The sequence below is a fragment of the Listeria sp. ILCC796 genome, from assembly GCF_900186175.1.
GTDB classification, from domain to species: Bacteria; Bacillota; Bacilli; order Lactobacillales; family Listeriaceae; genus Listeria; species Listeria goaensis.
In genome coordinates, this window is record NZ_FYBV01000012.1 from 21,811 (window position 1) to 40,242 (window position 18,432).

Annotated in this window: 17 protein-coding genes; 13 read left to right on the forward strand and 4 right to left on the reverse strand. The window is 40.5% G+C overall.

Going from position 1 to position 18,432, the window contains the following annotated elements:
• Window positions 1-26 precede the first annotated feature (26 nt).
• The 10 genes from pcrA (at window position 27) to rlmD (ending at window position 13,035) form a co-directional block, all read left to right on the forward strand.
• The gene (gene pcrA, locus CFS04_RS11640; protein ID WP_088810859.1) at window positions 27-2,222 is read left to right on the forward strand and encodes a DNA helicase PcrA; all 2,196 of its coding nucleotides are present in this window, start codon (window positions 27-29) and stop codon (window positions 2,220-2,222) included.
• 15 nt (window positions 2,223-2,237) lie between these two features.
• On the forward strand, window positions 2,238-4,247 hold the full coding sequence (ligA, locus tag CFS04_RS11645) for an NAD-dependent DNA ligase LigA (protein WP_088810860.1): 2,010 nt from the start codon (window positions 2,238-2,240) through the stop codon (window positions 4,245-4,247).
• Between the two features lie 3 nt (window positions 4,248-4,250).
• On the forward strand, window positions 4,251-5,369 hold the full coding sequence (locus CFS04_RS11650; RefSeq protein WP_088810861.1) for a CamS family sex pheromone protein: 1,119 nt from the start codon (window positions 4,251-4,253) through the stop codon (window positions 5,367-5,369).
• Between the two features lie 123 nt (window positions 5,370-5,492).
• Window positions 5,493-5,786 (forward strand): Asp-tRNA(Asn)/Glu-tRNA(Gln) amidotransferase subunit GatC, encoded by a 294-nt coding sequence (gatC, locus tag CFS04_RS11655; protein ID WP_088810862.1) that lies wholly within the window; start codon window positions 5,493-5,495, stop codon window positions 5,784-5,786.
• Window positions 5,787-5,800: 14 nt separating this feature from the next.
• Entirely contained in the window at window positions 5,801-7,252 is a 1,452-nt protein-coding gene (gene gatA, locus CFS04_RS11660) for an Asp-tRNA(Asn)/Glu-tRNA(Gln) amidotransferase subunit GatA (protein ID WP_088810863.1), read from the forward strand.
• A gap of 15 nt (window positions 7,253-7,267) precedes the next feature.
• Window positions 7,268-8,698 carry an Asp-tRNA(Asn)/Glu-tRNA(Gln) amidotransferase subunit GatB gene (gene gatB / locus CFS04_RS11665; RefSeq protein ID WP_088810864.1) on the forward strand — a complete coding sequence of 477 codons (1,431 nt, stop codon included), beginning with the start codon at window positions 7,268-7,270 and terminating at the stop codon, window positions 8,696-8,698.
• Between the two features lie 134 nt (window positions 8,699-8,832).
• Complete coding sequence (locus CFS04_RS11670; protein ID WP_088810865.1) at window positions 8,833-9,777, forward strand: diacylglycerol kinase; 945 nt, start codon at window positions 8,833-8,835, stop codon at window positions 9,775-9,777.
• Between the two features lie 30 nt (window positions 9,778-9,807).
• Window positions 9,808-10,764, forward strand: coding sequence for a glycosyltransferase family 2 protein (locus CFS04_RS11675; protein ID WP_088810866.1), 957 nt, complete (start codon window positions 9,808-9,810; stop codon window positions 10,762-10,764).
• Window positions 10,765-10,870: 106 nt separating this feature from the next.
• Window positions 10,871-11,626, forward strand: coding sequence for a hypothetical protein (locus CFS04_RS11680; protein ID WP_088810867.1), 756 nt, complete (start codon window positions 10,871-10,873; stop codon window positions 11,624-11,626).
• Window positions 11,627-11,673: 47 nt separating this feature from the next.
• Entirely contained in the window at window positions 11,674-13,035 is a 1,362-nt protein-coding gene (gene rlmD / locus CFS04_RS11685) for a 23S rRNA (uracil(1939)-C(5))-methyltransferase RlmD (RefSeq protein ID WP_088810868.1), read from the forward strand.
• A 273-nt stretch (window positions 13,036-13,308) separates the two neighbouring features.
• Here the strand turns inward: rlmD and CFS04_RS11690 are convergent, their stop codons facing one another.
• Genes CFS04_RS11690 through CFS04_RS11700 form a run of 3 tightly spaced genes read right to left on the reverse strand, consistent with a single transcriptional unit; the run spans window position 13,309 to window position 15,456 of the window.
• Entirely contained in the window at window positions 13,309-13,593 is a 285-nt protein-coding gene (locus CFS04_RS11690) for a hypothetical protein (protein WP_088810869.1), read from the reverse strand.
• A 45-nt stretch (window positions 13,594-13,638) separates the two neighbouring features.
• Entirely contained in the window at window positions 13,639-14,808 is a 1,170-nt protein-coding gene (locus CFS04_RS11695) for an ABC transporter permease (protein WP_088810870.1), read from the reverse strand.
• Window positions 14,809-14,820: 12 nt separating this feature from the next.
• Complete coding sequence (locus tag CFS04_RS11700; protein ID WP_088810871.1) at window positions 14,821-15,456, reverse strand: ABC transporter ATP-binding protein; 636 nt, start codon at window positions 15,454-15,456, stop codon at window positions 14,821-14,823.
• Between the two features lie 183 nt (window positions 15,457-15,639).
• Between CFS04_RS11700 and CFS04_RS11705 the strand changes: the two genes are divergently transcribed.
• Together CFS04_RS11705 and CFS04_RS11710 are read left to right on the forward strand one after the other, a co-directional pair.
• Entirely contained in the window at window positions 15,640-16,515 is an 876-nt protein-coding gene (locus CFS04_RS11705; protein ID WP_088810872.1) for a helix-turn-helix transcriptional regulator, read from the forward strand.
• Window positions 16,516-16,596: 81 nt separating this feature from the next.
• Window positions 16,597-17,136: a molybdate metabolism regulator gene (locus tag CFS04_RS11710; RefSeq protein WP_369821527.1), complete on the forward strand. Its 540-nt coding sequence runs from the start codon at window positions 16,597-16,599 to the stop codon at window positions 17,134-17,136.
• Between the two features lie 69 nt (window positions 17,137-17,205).
• On the opposite strand, the gene CFS04_RS11715 is transcribed toward CFS04_RS11710, so the two are convergent.
• The gene (locus CFS04_RS11715; RefSeq protein ID WP_088810873.1) at window positions 17,206-17,709 is read right to left on the reverse strand and encodes a shikimate kinase; all 504 of its coding nucleotides are present in this window, start codon (window positions 17,707-17,709) and stop codon (window positions 17,206-17,208) included.
• A gap of 182 nt (window positions 17,710-17,891) precedes the next feature.
• On the opposite strand from CFS04_RS11715, the gene CFS04_RS11720 reads away from it, so the two are divergent.
• Entirely contained in the window at window positions 17,892-18,395 is a 504-nt protein-coding gene (locus CFS04_RS11720; protein ID WP_244169969.1) for a hypothetical protein, read from the forward strand.
• The last annotated feature ends 37 nt before the right edge of the window (window positions 18,396-18,432 follow it).

Below are 18,432 nucleotides of genomic sequence, written 5' to 3' on the forward strand. Positions count from 1 at the left end.
AAATGTTTGTGTGGTGGTGGATAAAAATGCAATTAAACAGTGAAGAACTTGTAAAAGGACTTAATAAGGAGCAAAAAAGGGCGGTAGAAACAACGGAAGGACCGCTTTTAATTATGGCAGGAGCTGGTAGTGGGAAGACGCGTGTTTTAACGCACCGAATTGCGTATTTAATCAAAGAGCGCGAAGTGAATCCGTATAACATTTTGGCGATTACGTTTACAAACAAAGCGGCGCGCGAAATGAAAGCGCGAGTTGTCGGGCTTCTTGGTGGTGTAGCGGAATCAATTTGGATTTCTACATTTCACTCCATGTGTGTCCGCATTTTAAGGCGCGACATCGAGCGAATTGGCTACGAGCGCAATTTTACAATTTTAGATAGTAGCGATCAACTTTCCGTTATTAAAGGTATTTTAAAAGACAAAAATATTGATTCAAAAAAATATGAGCCACGCGGGATACTTGCTTCCATTAGCAACGCGAAAAATGAATTGATGGACGCGGCGGAGTATAAGCGCGAGGCGAGTGGCTACTATGATAATATGGTTGCAGAAGTTTACGAAGCGTATGAGAAGAAATTGAAAAAGAATCAGGCGCTCGATTTCGACGATTTAATCATGGTGACGATTCGCTTATTTGAGCGCGTACCAGATGTTTTAGAGTACTATCAGCGAAAATTTCAATACATTCACGTAGATGAATATCAAGATACGAACCACGCGCAGTATTTGCTCGTGAAACTTCTCGCGGCAAGACTTCAGAATTTATGCGTCGTCGGGGACTCGGATCAGTCGATTTATGGTTGGCGCGGTGCTGATATTTCCAACATTTTGTCGTTTGAAAAGGATTATCCAAAGGCGCAAATGATTTTGCTTGAAGAGAACTACCGGTCGACAAAACGGATTTTAGAAGCGGCAAACCGTGTGATTGAAAATAACCGTAACCGCAAAGCGAAAAATTTGTGGACGAGCAATGACGAAGGCGCCAAAATTTTCTATCATAAAGCGCTCACTGAAAAAGAAGAGGCTTCCTATGTAGTAAGTAAAATTCAAGAAGAAGTGGCAAACAAAAATCGACCATTATCTGATTTTGCAATTCTTTACCGAACAAACGCCCAGTCGCGTGTCATGGAGGAATTCTTCATGAAATCGAACATGGCCTACACGATGGTCGGCGGCACAAAATTCTATGACCGTAAAGAAATTAAAGACATTTTAGCTTATTTGCGCCTCATTTCAAACAATGAAGATGACATTAGTTTGTCGCGCATCATTAACGTGCCGAAGCGCGGGGTGGGGGCTGGATCGCTCGACAAAATAGCAAGTACAGCGAACGCGTATGACTTAACTTTATTTGAAGTGTTAAATCGCATCGAACTCGCCGGCATTCCCGCGAAAACGAGTAAACAGTTGGTCGAATTCCACGATTTAATTCGCGGCTTTAGTCAAATGCAAGAATTTCTCTCTGTAACCGAGCTTGTAGAGCAAGTTTTGGATAAAACGGGATATCGTGACATGCTGAAAAATGAAAGAACGATTGAAGCGCAGACGCGGCTCGAAAATATTGACGAGCTCCTTTCTGTTACGCAAAACTTCGAAAAAGAAAGTGAAGATAAGTCGCTTATCGCGTTTCTAACGGACTTGGCTCTTGTTGCCGATGTGGATCAATTAGAAGACGACTTAGAGCAAACTGGCGCGGTCACATTGATGACGCTTCACTCAGCAAAAGGGCTCGAGTTTCCAGTTGTCTTTTTAGTCGGCCTTGAAGAAGGCATTTTCCCACATTCGCGCGCTCTTTTTGAAGAAGATGAAATGGAAGAAGAACGTCGTTTAGCTTACGTAGGGATTACGCGGGCAGAAGAAGAATTGTTCTTAACGAGCGCCTATTCGCGCATGATTTTTGGGCGTTCAGCAGCCAACGTTGAATCCCGATTTATCGGCGAAATCCCACAAGATTTGCTTGAAACAGGCAACGAAAATAAATTAAAAGAAGTACCGTTCAAACGTTCCGCAATCAACACGAAACAAGTGGCGAATTACCAAACGAGTGGTGCCGAAAAAGTTGGTTGGTCTGTTGGCGACAAAGCGACCCATAAAAAATGGGGAACTGGAACTGTTGTGAGCGTAAAAGGGGAAGGTAGCAATATGGAACTCGATATCGCTTTCCCAAGTCCAACTGGAATTAAACGATTACTGGCCGAATTCGCGCCAATTGAAAAAGTGTAAAGGTAGGTAGAGAGCATGAGTGAAAGAACTAGATACGACGAAATTATCGCTGAACTTAATCAGTATAGTTACGAGTATTATGCCCTAGACAAGCCAACCGTAGAAGATGCTGTCTATGATAAATTGCTCCACGAACTAATCGCTTTAGAAGAAAAGCACCCTAATTGGATAACAAGTGACTCACCGTCACAACGAATCGGCGGTGAAGTTTTAGAAGGCTTCGATAAAGTGGCACATAAAACGCCAATGTTAAGCTTGGCCAATGCATTTAACGAACAGGATCTGCTCGATTTTGACCGCCGTGTACGCGAAAAAGTCGGCGACGACCGCGAATATATGTGCGAACTTAAAATTGATGGTCTTGCCGTTTCACTCGAATACGAAGCTGGTCGCTATAAGCGCGGCGCGACTCGTGGCGACGGCACAACCGGTGAAGACATTACCGCAAATCTGCGGACAATTCGGTCCATCCCCATGAAACTAAAACGCGACTTTTCAATTGAAGTCCGCGGCGAAGCTTTCATGCCTAAAAAATCATTTAAAAACTTAAATGAAACACGCGAACAAGAAGGCCTCATGCTGTTCGCAAATCCGCGTAATGCGGCGGCTGGTTCGCTTAGACAGCTCGATACAAAAATTGCGGCATCGCGGAATTTGGATATTTTCCTTTATGCGGTGGCTGATTTTGGTGAAATGGGCGTCAAAAAACATAGCGATGGCTTGGACATGCTCGGCGAACTCGGTCTTAGAACGAACAAAGAACGTGCTGTTTGCGGCACAATGGATGAAGTGTTTGCTTATATTAAAAAGTGGACAGAAAAACGAACATCGCTCGATTACGATATTGATGGGATTGTCATTAAAGTCAATGATTTGGCGCAACAAAATGAGCTTGGCGCTCGTGTTAAAACACCACGCTGGGCAATTGCTTACAAATTCCCGGCTGAAGAAGTCGAAACGACATTACTTGATATTGAACTTCGCGTTGGTCGAACAGGCGTTGTCACACCAACTGCTATTTTAGAACCCGTTCAAGTAGCGGGTACAACAGTTGGCCGTGCGTCCCTTCATAACGAAGATTTAATCCATGAAAAAGATATTCGTGTTGGCGATACCGTTGTCATCAAAAAAGCAGGCGATATTATTCCCGAAGTGATTCGTAGCATCCCAGAAAAACGAACTGGTGCAGAAGAGCCGTTTCACATGCCAAAAGTTTGCCCAGACTGCGGAAGCGAACTTGTTCGCCTCGAAGAAGAGGTCGCTCTGCGCTGTATCAATCCAAAATGCCCAGCGCAAATTAAGGAAGGGCTCATTCATTTTGTATCGCGCAATGCAATGAATATTGATGGACTTGGCGAAAAAGTGATTATTCAGCTCTTTTCACACAACCTCATTGCCGATGTTGCAGATTTGTTTTCCCTTTCAAAAGAAAAACTGTTAGAATTAGAAAGAATGGGAGAAAAATCTGTTTCCAATTTGCTTTCGAGCATTGAAGCAAGCAAGCAAAATTCGCTTGAACGATTGCTATTTGGTCTTGGCATTCGTCACGTAGGTGAAAAGGCGGCGCGCACGCTCGCACTCCGCTTTGACACGATGGACGCCCTCAGAAAAGCAGATAAGGAAACCCTTCAAAATACGGCCGACATTGGCGAAAAAATGGCGGATAGTATCGTCACTTATTTCGAAAATGAAGAAGTCCACGAACTGCTCGCTGAACTCGAAGCGGCTGGCGTGAACATGACCTACACAGGTCCACGCATCGAAGAGCAAGATGAGGAAGACTTAGTTTTTTCCGGGAAAAAGGTAGTTTTAACTGGGAAATTGGAACAGCTTACGCGAAACGAAGCGAAGGCCCTAATTGAGAAACTTGGCGGCGATGTTTCCGGTAGCGTCAGCAAAAAGACGGATGTTGTTGTTGCGGGCAGCGATGCAGGTTCTAAGCTTGAAAAGGCAAATGAACTTGGCATACCTGTCTGGTCGGAAGAAGAGCTTATGGAATACTTACCAGATGAGGGTGAATTATAAATAATGAAAAAATATTTAATACTCGTTTTGGCTTCGCTACTTGTACTCACAGGTTGTGCCCCAAAACTGTCATCAGATGAGAAAGTGGTCACAAAAGACGAAGAAAAGAAAAGCGAAACCGGAATTATGACGAAAAATCAAATTTCTGAGAATTACTATAAGACGGTTCTGCCCTATAAAGCGAGTAAATCAAGAGGACTCGTTGTATCAAATATTTATTCGCGTTATGACATTAACGAATTAGAGTCTGGTTTAATGCGTGTTTCGCAAAATGAATATTCGCCGGACGATTACCTTTTCCAAGAAGGACAATATTTGGATAAAGAATTGTTAACGTCTTGGCTTAGTCGTAAAAGCGATAAAAATAAAGACGGTTTGAATCCAGTAGATAACGGTTTCGGTGCTAACCGTAATCCTATTTATTTAGCGCATATTTTAGAACAAAACTATTTGAAGAAAACGGATAAAGACACGGTCGCACTCGGTGGTGTATCCATTGCGCTCGCGATGAATTCCGTTGATTATTACCAAAAGGAACAATACGGTGACACATTTGAGCAAGAGATTAGCGATGATAAATTGTTATCAGAAGGAAAAGCAATGGCTCAAACGATTTTAACGCGAATTCGCCAAACGAAAGGGCTAGAAAATGTCCCCGTCACGATTGCCATTTATAAACAAGGCCGACGTGATGCCGTTGCCCCGGGGAATTATATCGCTTATGCAACAACAAACGGCAATGACATTGGCAACTTTAAAACAATCAAAGAAAAAAATTATGTTTTGCCAAGTGCAGAGGCACAATCTGACCACAAGGCAGATAATGATTCATTCTTAAACTTCCAGGCCGATATTGAAAAATACTATCCGAACTTCACTGGGGTTGTAGGACGCGCACGTTATGAAGATGGCCAAATGGCAGACTTAAACGTCGATATCCCCCTTCAATTTTACGGGGAAGCGGAAATTATCGGTTTCACGCAATATGTTACCGATTTAATTGGCAAGCATTTACCAAAAGAAGCGAATATCCAAGTTAGCATTTCAACTTCTGATGGTCCTGCTGCATTAATTACGCGCAAACCAAGCGACAGCGCAGCGAACGCGCACATTTATAATTAATTAAAAAAGTTCCTAGCATTCGCTAGGAACTTTTCACGTTTTCCGGTATTTTTTATATCCGAATAGTCGCTTCTATGATATAATTTTACCATTAGTGGAAAAAACGAAAAGGAGGATGGCGTCTTGACGAACATATCAAAAGAGACCGTTTTAAAAGTGGCCAATTTAGCTAAGCTTGATGTTTCTGGCGCAGAGGCAGATGTTTTTGCAGGCCAACTAGGCAATATTATTGAAATGGTGGAAAAACTGGACCAGCTAAATACAGCCAATGTTGAGCCAACTTCTCATGCAATTGAGGTTTCAAATGTTTTACGGGAAGATGTTTCTCACCCGGGATTAAAACGTGAAAAAGTACTCCGTAACGCGCCTGACACACAGGACGGCATGTTTAAAGTACCAACGATTTTAGAGGATTAAGGAGGGAATTCATTTTGGGATTATTCGAACACTCAGTAAAAAACTTGCATGACATGCTCGTCAAAAAAGAAATTTCCCCTTTTGATTTGGTGAAAGAATCTTTTGACCGCATTGAGGCAGTAGAAGATAAAGTACAATCATTTATAACATTAAACAAAGAAACAGCGCTCGACGTCGCAGAAGAATTAGGCGATTCTGGCATTGATCCAGCAAACATGCTCGCTGGCTTGCCAATCGGACTTAAAGATAATATTGTTACGAAAAACTTACGAACAACAGCGGCAAGTAAGATTTTATACAACTTTGACCCAATTTATGATGCGACTGTCGTCTGGAAACTAAAACAAGCCCAAGTTATCAACATCGGAAAATTAAATATGGACGAGTTTGCGATGGGTTCATCGACCGAAACGTCTCATTTCCACAAAACATACAACCCGTGGGACTTATCGAAAGTACCTGGTGGGTCATCAGGCGGGAGTGCTGCTGCTGTAGCCGCGTCTGAAGTACTCTTCTCACTCGGTTCAGATACAGGTGGTTCCATCCGCCAGCCTGCCGCTTTTTGTGGCGTAGTCGGAATGAAACCTACATATGGCCGCATCTCTCGGTTTGGGCTCATTGCTTTTGCCTCGTCGCTTGATCAAATCGGTCCTATTACTCGGACGGTTGAGGATAATGCTTACTTGCTGCAAGCAATTTCTGGCGTAGATGAAAATGACTCAACGTCGATTGACGCGCCTGTTGAAAACTTCTCAGAATACTTAACGGGTGATGTAAAAGGTCTTAAAATTGGTGTTCCAAAAGAGTACCTAGGCGATGGTGTACAGCCTGGTGTGAAAACCGCTGTTATGGAAGCTTTAAAAACACTTGAAAAACTTGGCGCAACTTGGGAAGAAGTTTCCTTGCCGCATTCTGAATACGGGGTAGCGAGTTACTATATTTTAGCCTCGAGTGAAGCGTCTTCGAACTTAGCGCGTTTTGATGGTGTGCGTTACGGTTATCGTACGGAAAATGCGAATTCGCTTGAAGAGCTTTACAAAAAAACGCGTTCAGAAGGCTTTGGCGACGAAGTAAAACGCCGGATTATGCTCGGAACTTATTCACTAAGCTCGGGTTATTACGATGCGTATTACAAAAAAGCGCAGCAAGCGAGAACGCTTATTAAGCAAGATTTTGAAAAAGTTTTTGCGGACTACGATGTCATTATTGGACCAAGTACGCCGACGACTGCTTTTGATATTGATGGCATGATTCATGATCCAATTACGATGTATCAAAATGACTTATTAACGATTCCAATTAACTTGGCAGGACTTCCGGCGATTTCGGTTCCGTGTGGTCTAAGCGACGGTCTACCTGTAGGCTTACAAATTATTGGCAATCATTTTAAAGAAGGTCAAATTTATCAAGTTGCGCATGCGTTTGAGCAAGCAACAGATTTTCATAAAGTAAAACCATCATTATAAAAAGGCGGTGCAGTCATGAATTTTGAAACTATTATCGGGCTTGAAGTCCATGTTGAATTAAAAACAGAATCCAAAATTTTCTCTTCTGCTCCGGCGCATTTTGGTGCAGAACCGAATACAAATACTACGGTGGTCGATTTAGGGATGCCAGGCGTTTTACCTGTTTTAAATAAACGGGCAGTTGAGTTTGGTATGAAAGCTGCGATGGCAATCAATTGTGACATCGCGAAACATACGAAGTTTGACCGCAAAAACTACTTTTATCCAGATAATCCGAAAGCGTACCAAATTTCGCAATTCGATAAGCCAATCGGGGAACATGGGCACATCGAAATTGAAGTAGACGGACGCAAAAAGAAAATCGGCATTACGCGTCTTCACTTAGAAGAAGATGCTGGGAAAAATACGCATACGAATAAAGGTTACTCGCTTGTTGATATTAATCGTCAAGGGACGCCGCTTATTGAAATCGTATCAGAGCCAGATATTCGTTCTGCTGACGAGGCATACGCGTATCTTGAAAAATTAAAATCAATCATTCAATACACGGGTGTATCCGATGTGAAGATGGAAGAAGGCTCAATGCGGTGTGATGCGAATATTTCCATTCGTCCAGTTGGGCAAGAAGAATTTGGGGTTAAAACAGAGCTTAAAAATTTAAACTCCTTTAATAATGTGCGTAAAGGAATTGAATATGAAGAAAAACGCCAAGCAGAAGTGCTCATGGCAGGCGGCATCATCGAACAAGAAACGCGCCGTTTTGATGAGGCAACAGGTAAAACATCACTTATGCGCGTGAAAGAAGGCTCTGATGATTATCGTTACTTCCCAGAACCAGATTTAGTCGATCTTTATATCGATGACGCATGGATGGAACGAATTCGTGCTGAAATTCCAGAGCTTCCAGACAAACGTCAAGCGCGCTACGTGAGCGAGCTAGGCTTGCCAACCTATGACGCGATGGTGCTCACACTTACAAAGGAAATGTCTGATTTCTTTGAAGCTACTTTACAAGAAGGCGCAGACGCAAAACAGGTCTCCAACTGGCTTATGGGCGAAGTGTCCGCTTACCTGAACGCCGAGCAAAAAGAGTTGCATGAAACAGGGCTGACGCCAGCAAACTTAGCTGGGATGATTCAGTTGATTGAAAAAGGCACGATTTCTTCTAAAATCGCTAAAAAAGTTTTCCGTGAGTTAGCCGAAAATGGTGGGGACGCGGAAGAAGTTGTCAAAGCGAAAGGGCTCGTACAAATTTCCGATGAAGGCGAATTACGCGCCATCATTTCTGGCATTTTAGACGGAAACGCGCAATCGATTGAGGATTACAAAAATGGTAAGGATCGTGCTGTTGGCTTCCTAGTTGGGCAAGTGATGAAAGCAACGAAAGGGCAAGCTAATCCGCCAATGGTAAATAAATTACTTATCGACGAAATGAATAAGCGCTAAGTAAACTGGAAGGAGGGGCAACAAAAAGTCCCTTCTTTTTATTTTAAAAAAAGGCGCATTTTGCTATAATAAAAATGTTAGTGAAAATTTGTAGATAAAACGTAATGAGTTTTATGCGAGAGAGGATGAATTCCATGGCGAAGCGCGCCCGTGTCATCTATAATCCAACTTCAGGACGAGAAATCATAAAAAAGAATTTAGCAGATGTGCTCATGGTTTTAGAAAATGCCGGTTATGTAACGTCAGCCCATGCGACAACACCAGAACCAGGTGATGCCGAACGTGAAGCTAGACGTGCCGTGCAAGAAAAATACGATTTAGTCGTCGCAGCAGGTGGCGATGGAACGATAAATGAAGTCATCAATGGGATTGCTGAACAAGAATACCGTCCAAAGGTTGGCATCATTCCAACTGGGACAACGAATGATTTTGCGAGGGCGCTACACGTGCCGCGCGACGTTATGAAGGCAACGGAAATCATTGCTCGTGGTGATAGTGTGGCGATGGATATTGGGAAGGCGAATGAAACGTACTTCATTAATATTGGCGGTGGCGGCCGGATTACGGAGCTAACCTATGATGTGCCAAGCAAGCTAAAAACGATGCTTGGGCAACTCGCGTATTATTTGAAAGGGATTGAAATGCTCCCTTCTTTAAAAGCGACGGACGTGCGTGTCGAATATGATGATGGTGTCTTTGAAGGAAAAGCGATGTTCTTTTTACTTGGCTTGACGAACTCTATCGGAGGCTTCGAAAAAATTGCACCTGACGCAAAACTAGACGACGGCAAGTTTTCCCTCATCATCTTGAAAAAAGTGAACTTAGCAGAATTTATTCGATTAGTGACGCTCGCCCTTCGCGGCGACCACATTAAGGAACCGAATATCATCTACGTGAAATCGAAAAAAGTCATTGTGACATCCGAAGAAAAAATGCTTATTAATCTTGACGGAGAACTTGGCGGAGAAACACCGATGACATTTGAAAATTTAAACCAACATATCGAATTTTTTGCCGATGTGCATGCCATTCCAGCAACTGATTTAGACAGCAAAAAACAAGCGGATTCTCAAATTTAAAAAGGGTAAATGATAGGAGAAAGAGCGGAAATGAAAAAAATAACGATTCTAGTCCCAGCTTACAATGAGGAGCAGGTTCTAAACATGTTTTACGATCAAGTCTTACTCACTTTAGATACGATTCAAAACTATTCATTCGAAATTTTGTTTGTAAATGACGGAAGTAAAGACAATACACTTGAAATCTTAAAAAAGCTCCGTGAACAGGATAAAAGAGTAAGCTATATTAACTTAAGTCGAAATTTTGGTAAAGAAATTGCGATGATTGCAGGACTCGACTATGCGGACAGCGATGCAGTAATTATTATGGACGCAGATTTGCAAGACCCGCCTGAACTGATCCCAGAAATGATTCAATACTGGGAAGAAGGTTACGACGATGTTTACGCAAAACGAAGATCGCGCGACGGCGAAAGTGCCATGAAGAAGCTGACGTCAAGACAGTTTTATAAACTGCTTAAAAAGCTGACGAAAGTACCTATCCAAGAAGATACGGGAGATTTCAGATTGCTTGATCGCCGAGCAGTGAATGCGCTGCGCGAGTTTCGCGAGGCACAACGCTATACAAAAGGAATGTTTAGCTGGATAGGTTTCCACAAAAAAGAAATTTTATTTGACCGTGACAAACGCGGCGCCGGCCAAACAAAATGGAATTATTTCCAACTCATGAATTTAGCAATGGAAGGGATAACATCATTTACCACGGCTCCTTTAAGACTCTCAGCGCTTAGCGGCGTTTTGATTTCAATTATTGCGTTCATTTTCATGATTTGGACCTTTATTAAAACCCTTCTTTTTGGGGAAAGTGTAAGTGGCTACCCATCCCTTATGGTCGTAATATTATTCCTTGGCGGCATTCAATTGCTCTCACTCGGAATTATTGGCGAATATTTAGGGCGAATCTTCAACGAGACGAAACAACGTCCGCTCTATTTTGTTGACCGTCATAACGAAGAAAAAGTAGAGTCCGTAAAATATAAGAAATAGCCCTTTAAATTAGTCGAAAATATGTCTTTTTTGTCATGGTATTGTATTATTTTGGTTTTGCCAGTATAATGGTAAAGTCAAAAAATAGAAAGTGGGTGAAGCAAACTTGGAAAAAGTAGCCCGACCCAAAAAAGCATTATTTCTAAGTGCTCTATTCATCCTTTCAGTTGTTATCGCACTTTTTGTAGTTTGGAAGGTTCAAGCAGAGGAAATTACACCTAGAGTAAGCGAAGCGGAGCTTATTGCAAGCAATAAATCGTGGATTGCAACGAAAACAGCAATTCCATTAACGGATGACATTTCATTTTTACCAGCCGAAAAAGATACAGAGGTTCATATATTAGCTAACGGAAATTTAGTTGTCGATGTCACCAATCATGAAATTTTAAATCAACTTTCAGAAGAAGATTCTAAGTATGAAGGGATTAAAGAATATCGCTTAGTTATTGCTGCGTCAAATGTGGCGGAGTATATCAATAACTCGAAATTCAAATATCCTATGGATCATGCTTACGATGGCTTCTCTAATTATCAAATTGAAAGTGGCACGCGTGAAATCCAAACGAGCAATGAAACCATCAATTTAACACGCAAAAAAAATCAAGTGACTGCCAAATCTTTAGTGCCCGTCGAGTTTTCAAATGAACTGGCGACAAAAAGCATAAAAGCTTTGCAAATGAACATCACAACAGAAAGTTTAGCGCTAGATGATTCGTTTGAGGCGAAAGCTAAAACGGTCACAGCCTATCCTAAAACATTCTTTTATGATTTCAACGTTACTCGAAACTCATGGCTCATTTTTTCAGAAACGAAACAAGTAAATGTTTCTGTGCCAATTGGGATTGAATATATTATCAAATAACAGCAGGGCAGTCACTCGCTCTGCTTTTTGAATGGGGAGAACGCCAGATGCCAAACGAAATGTTAAAGAAAAACCAAATACTGTCTGTAACCATCGAGGATTTAACTCATGACGGAAGCGGAATCGCCAAAATCGACGGCTATCCGCTATTTATACCTGCGGCGCTTCCAGGCGAAGAAGTCCGTGTAAAAGTGGTCAAGGTGAACAAAAAGTATGGTTTCGGAAGAATCGAAAGCTTCGAAAAAGAAAGCCCAGAACGCGTCACACCACCTTGCCCCGTATACCAAAAATGCGGCGGCTGCCAGCTCCAACACCTCTCTTATGAAGGGCAACTTTTGTTTAAAAGAAGGCAAGTCGAACAGCTTATGAAGCGCGTCGGTAAACTCGAAACCGAAGTCCTGCCAACAATTGGAATGGCAAAACCGTTCCGCTACCGAAACAAATCGCAAGTGCCAGTCGGTTATGTGAACGGGAAACTCGGCGCAGGTTTTTATCAAAAGAGAAGTCATGACATCATTGATATGGATACGTGCCTCATTCAAGATGAGAAAAGCGATGCGGCCATTCAAGAAGCACGTGCGGTTTTCGCGGAATTTTACACGGAGCCATACAATGAAGTAACCCACCAAGGCGATTTGCGCCACATTATGACGCGCGTCGGCAAAACATCAGGTGAGCTCATGCTCGTTTTAATCACGCGCACGCTTGATTTCCCAAACAAACCAGCTATCCTTGAACAACTTAAAAAACGCGTTCAAGGTGTCACCTCCATCGTCCAAAACATCAATGCGAATAAAACGAACGTCATTTTGGGCGATAAAACGGTCACGCTTTATGGCCCAAATACGATTACAGACACCATTCACGGGATTCAATTTGCAATTTCAGCACGGAGCTTCTACCAAGTCAATCCGGAGCAAACGGAAGTCCTTTATCAAAAAGCGCTTGATGCAGCGAATTTAACCGGAAATGAAACCGTCATTGATGCCTATTGTGGCATTGGCTCCATCTCGCTTTGCCTCGCCAAAAAAGCAAGACATGTTTACGGCGTCGAAATCGTAAACCAAGCCATCCTTGACGCGCGAGCAAATGCCAAGCTAAACCAAATCGAGAATGTCACGTTTGAAACCGGAAAAGCAGAAGACGTTATCCCCAACTGGTATAAAAATGGGATTACCGCAGACGTCCTAGTCGTCGATCCCCCAAGAAAAGGCTGCGACGAAAAATTGCTTGCCACTATCTTAAAAATGAAACCGAAAAAAGTCGTCTACGTATCCTGTGACCCAGCAACCCTTGCCCGCGACTTACGCATCTTAAACGAAGGCGGGTATAAAGTTTCAGCCGTCCAACCTGTGGACATGTTTCCGATGACGACGCATATTGAAAATGTCGTATCTTTGGAATTATAACAGGAGTCTCAAGTTGGATAAAATTGCAAGCAAAGAGGACGTATTCAGGCACTGCGCAAGAGCTGACAACATTTGTTTCTCTTTACCAGTCGAGGAATAAATATATTTTTTAGTGAGTTTTATGCTATAAAAAAGCCCGATGATACAAAAGAATCATCGGGCTAAGTGTTTTCAATATAAAATTACTTGTTTTGTGTTATTTTCCGAAAAATGAACTTATGGAATATCTAAATATATTATGTAGATAAGTATTTTATAAAATTTCTTATAGTTCTAATAATATCTTTTTGTTTTCGCATCAAAATATTTTAATGTAATAACATAACGATTATAATTCCAGCCACTGCCAGCACGGTTTACATTACTACTATGCCAGTATACGTTATTTGGAACACTTTTCCATTGCTCTGATACAACTGTACGTTTTTTAGTATATTTATTGATATCATATTTTTGCCAGCTTAACACGGATTTTGACATAGCATCTGGGGTGATAGTAATTAAAATTCCAGTTATTAATATAAGCGCAAGCGCAATCTTGTACATAGCCTTTTTCATGTTGGTAAACAACTCCTTGTGTAAGTTTATAGTAGCACTAAGTGTTTATTTTTTTTGCTTAAAGTGAGAGCTATTTTCACCTCCTTTCCAATCTATATAATAATTAATCACCAGTAGAAGACATAAACTAATTAGTAATACGATTACACCAGTAACAAATGTAATAGTAGGATTGTTACATGCTTCCGCTAAAAAATAATTTGTCACTTGCCCGGAATTAAAATAAGTCATTGGTAGAAAAGCAGCTATTTTATCAAGAAAAACCACTTTGCCAATAAGAAACGTTGGTGCAATTAAGAGAATTAGGCTTAAGAATAAAGTGGGCATGGCTTTCTTAACTATTTTACTAATTAAATCAATGACTAAAATGACAATTAACAAACTGAGCATTTGAAGAATGATGGTTTCCAGCAACAATTTTCCAACAGGAAGGGTTACATATCCACCACTCATCTCTGAAAGAATTGGATAATTTAAGCTTCCTAGACCAGATAAAATTGTTGCTGGAAGGAACGCAAAAAGAATACTTAAAAAATAAATGATAAGTGCCACACACGTACTAAAAACTAAGCGTTCTGTTGTATTTCTAAAGCTACTAAGGGGCATCAATTTCATTCGATCTAAGCCATTATGAAATCGTTCTGTTAAAACGGAAGTTAGAGCGAAACAACTGACAATAATAATGAGTAGAGGGAAGAAATTTACTAGCATACGGTAAAGATAGGTGAATCCTTGTGTTTCCATATCTTCCACTTGCTCGTTAATATTTAATTCTTGTAATTTCTTATATTTGGTTAAGTCACGGATATTGAGGGATTCCATTCCATTATCCGTAAAGGTTTCTTTTTCAAAAGCAATAGATTTTTCGATTTCTTTAATTTTCAAAGCGTATGCTTGTTTGTATTGTCCCGAATTATAGTAATCGCGAATTTTCTGATAAGTAGTCAAAAGTTGTTGAGTGCTTACTTGATTTTCATCAAGTAATTGTTCATCCTCTTTTGATAACTCACCATTATTTCTTTTTTTTTGGTTGTTTTTAAAACCTTGCTCATTGATTGACATGTTCAAATCAGCGATAGCAGCCATATCGTGTTCTTTTTCTGTTATTGTATTCATAATTAGAACAAATAAGATGGTGGCTACTAATACAAAAAGTGGTATCCAGTTTCCCTTTGTTTTGAAAAACTTCTTAAAATAAAAAGTTTGCTGTTGCATAGGTTGCCCCCCTTAAATTTCTATCGTTGTTTGTAGTTTTCGGTCGTGAATTTGAACAATCTCATCTGAAATAGCGTACATTTTATCGTCCTGATGAGAGGTGAAAATAATCGTTTTACCACTGGCTTTTGCTTGCTCTATGAATGTTACAAAGCGTTCTTGATTCTTGTAATCTAATCCATTGGTGGGCTCATCTAAAAGCCAGTAAGTTGTTTGACTAACGGCATACATCGCAAGCAATGTTTTTTGTTTCATACCTAAAGAATATTTGCGGATAGGTATTTTTAGAAATTCTTCTAGTTCCCAAAATTGAATAATCTCTGCTAAATCAGCAGATGTACTAGTCCACATTTTTTGCACAAATTGCAAGTAGTCCCATGCAGATAAGTTTGGATTAAACCATTCGGAAGTTTCATAGTAAAAAAGCTTTTGACGGACGTCTTTTGATTTTAAAAAGAGCTGATTTTCTTTAAAAATAATTTGTCCACGATTGGCAGGCTTTAAACCTGCTAAGACACGTAAAAGTGTTGTTTTTCCAGAGCCATTTGGTGCTGATATTCCATAAATTAAAGCATCTTTAAAAGTAAAGTTGCTATCTTTTAGTAAAGTTTCCCGTGTAACGATATCTAAGTTTTGAACTTGTATCATTTTTTCACCTATTCTTTCTTGTTAGAACTATGTAAATAGAAATTAATGTTCATTATTCTGTGTATTTATGTTACACTGAATGAAATATAGACATTGTTTTGCCCCTACTTTTTAGAATAACATACTTTATTTATATGCGACGAAAATTCAACTGATAAGTAGAATAAGGGAGATGACATCGAGATGGAAATAGCGAAATTAATTGGGAATGCGCTTCGTGTGGTTCGTAAAAATAAAAATGAAACGATTACGGATTTTTATGGCAAGCACATGTCAGAGAAGTATGCGTACCGAATTGAGGGTGGGCATCAAAATATTGGACAGGAAAAACTTGAAAAAGTATTGCGAGATAACGGAGTTTCTTTTGAAGAGCTTATTTTTATTTGCCGGGGATACCAGAAAAGGGCATTAGATGAAATTATGGACCAATTTTTGAAGGTGGGTAGCGATTTCATTGGAACAAACATGAACCAGCTTTTATCCCAAATGAAAGAAATAAAAAAAGAGCGTAAACTTTGTGCTTATTTAGAAACGATAACAAGGGCATATATGCCTCAGCAAACTGATGAAGCTATCCAAAAGCACATTCTTCCTATATGGGTTACGTTAGCTGAACAAGAGCAGTGGACGTATTATGAGCTTATTGTAATGTGTCATGTTTTATATATGATTGATATTACGCAAATTGATGTGATAGCGAGCAGGGTGTTTAAATCGTTAGAGCGGTACAAAGGTTATCAAAATGTTGAGGGGCTACAAATAGCGACGTGGTTCTGTTTTTGTGAAAGGCTTCGTTTAAATGGTCGCTTTTGTGAAACAAAAGATTTATTAGAATGTACTTTGAAACGAGCGATTGCACGTGAAGATGGACTTATGATTTTTAAATGTGAATTTAGATTGTGTGAGCTCGCTAGGATTGAAAGTTCAGAGGATAGGACAGATATATCAGCGAAGGTAGACCGTATTTTGAGCGGTTTATTAGTCATGCAACAAGTGGACACAGCGTTCGCTTTTAAGAAAGACTGGTTGGGAGCGGGAATCGAAGTGGCAAGTCAATGAAACAAAAATACTCGTGCTTTTTCCAAAAAAATTTGATACAATCGTTATGAGAAGAACTTCACATGGAAGGAGTAGTTGACTTTGAGTATGACGATGTACTTTGATAATGAGAACGGGATTCAGAAGGAAACGAGCCATCCGCACTTTACAGAGCACTTTCACTTGGATATTTACTATGATTTGGAGCAAAAAGAGGCGCCGTTTAGTAGCGCTATAGGACAAGAAGTTTTAGATCGCCTAACGTCTTATTTTAAAGATAAATCAGATGAGGGGCTAAATTTATCTGCATTTCCGAAATATTTTGCGGAAGAAAAAGGGATTTCATTTGTGGAGCCGAAAGACTATGATGCTGCGACGCTTCAAAAAATGCGCGAAAGCCAGGATGAAAACACCCTTTTATCCATGAAAATAGCTGTTAGTGCCGCACTCGGTCAAATTAAAATTACCGGTTATATTTTACCTGCCTTGCGCGATAAGGCACTCGACGCTTTGCATGTTTTAAAAGAAATTGAAGTGGACGAGTCGGGATATTATGACCAAATGTTTTATGATTTATTGACATTCACGAAAGATTACACGGCAATTTTACCAGAACTTTGGTGTAAACGCTGCATACAGTAAACTAAAATCAAATATAAAACAGCTTCACACCATATTCAGTCTAAAATAACCCCTCGCAGCAGCGAGGGGTTATTTTAGTTTCGCCAAAATTTCATCGGCAATTTCGTAAGGATCTTTATTGTCGGTTATGATGACATAATTAGCAGTTTGCTCGTATAGTGGTGTGCGACTTTCGAAAATGGCGGTTATCTCCTCGCTCGTTTTAGCCTGAAGGAGAGGTCTTGTTGTGTCGTTTCTGAGGCGATGTAGAAAGATTTTCGGGCTCGTCCTTAAGTAAAAAACCGGCGCGGGGTGGCGGATTAGGAAGGCTTGATTGTTGTCGTCTAGCACAATACCTCCTCCGGTTGAAAGCACGGCAGAAGTGTCGCGTAATTCGGCAAGTTTTCCGCGCTCCATTTTGCGAAAGGCTTCTTCGCCATATGTATCAAAAATCTCACGAATTGACTTTTCTTGTTCGATTTCGATTTCCTTATCAATATCAATAAATGGAAGTTCCATTTTGTTTGCTAAGAGCTTTCCAATGGTCGTTTTGCCAGCTCCCATAAAGCCAGTTAAAATAAGTTGTCTTACCATATTTATCTCCCCCAATTTACAAGTATTTTAACACTTCTAAGAATTAAAGGTCAATGGTTCGAAGTGATGCTAACTAACGAAAATCATCGTTTGTCAGTATGTTGATTTTGGAGGTTGCCCCTTTTTATCCAGTAGGATTTAGTGTAGAATGAAGTTATGTGGATAAAGGAAGGATCGAAAAGATGGGAAATTTAGCTAAATTGAAGTCGGGTGAGACGATGAAGTTGATGGTGAATCGGCGGCTTGTTTTTTCAAGTGTGCTGATGACTTTGGCTGTTTGCGTCTTGATATATTTGAGTTTTAGTCATTTGAAAGGGGTTACGGGAACGGAGGAAGTCATTCTCCTCATTTTTCTAGCGGCGGCGACTTTGCGTCCGTTTTTTCGGCTTTTAAACGTGCAGCCGACTATTGAACTTTCCAAAGAAGGAATTTCGTATCGCGGCGATTTTCAAACTTGGTCTGCCGTTTGTGAGCTCGAGTTAAAAATGCCACGTGTAACAGTTTTTCAACACGGACGCCTTGAAATTTATACGTTTATTAAAGAAGAGAGAGAACTTGTGTGGGATATTACCGCGTATGATAGTGAAATCTCACTTTCTGAGCTAGAAATGCTTATTCAGGAATGCATGGCGGAATTTGGCGAGGAAAATCGTAAAACGTCGGAAGAACCAGCATTATCTTTCTAAAAAGCAGAATATCTGCTTTTTTTTTTGAAAAAAATAG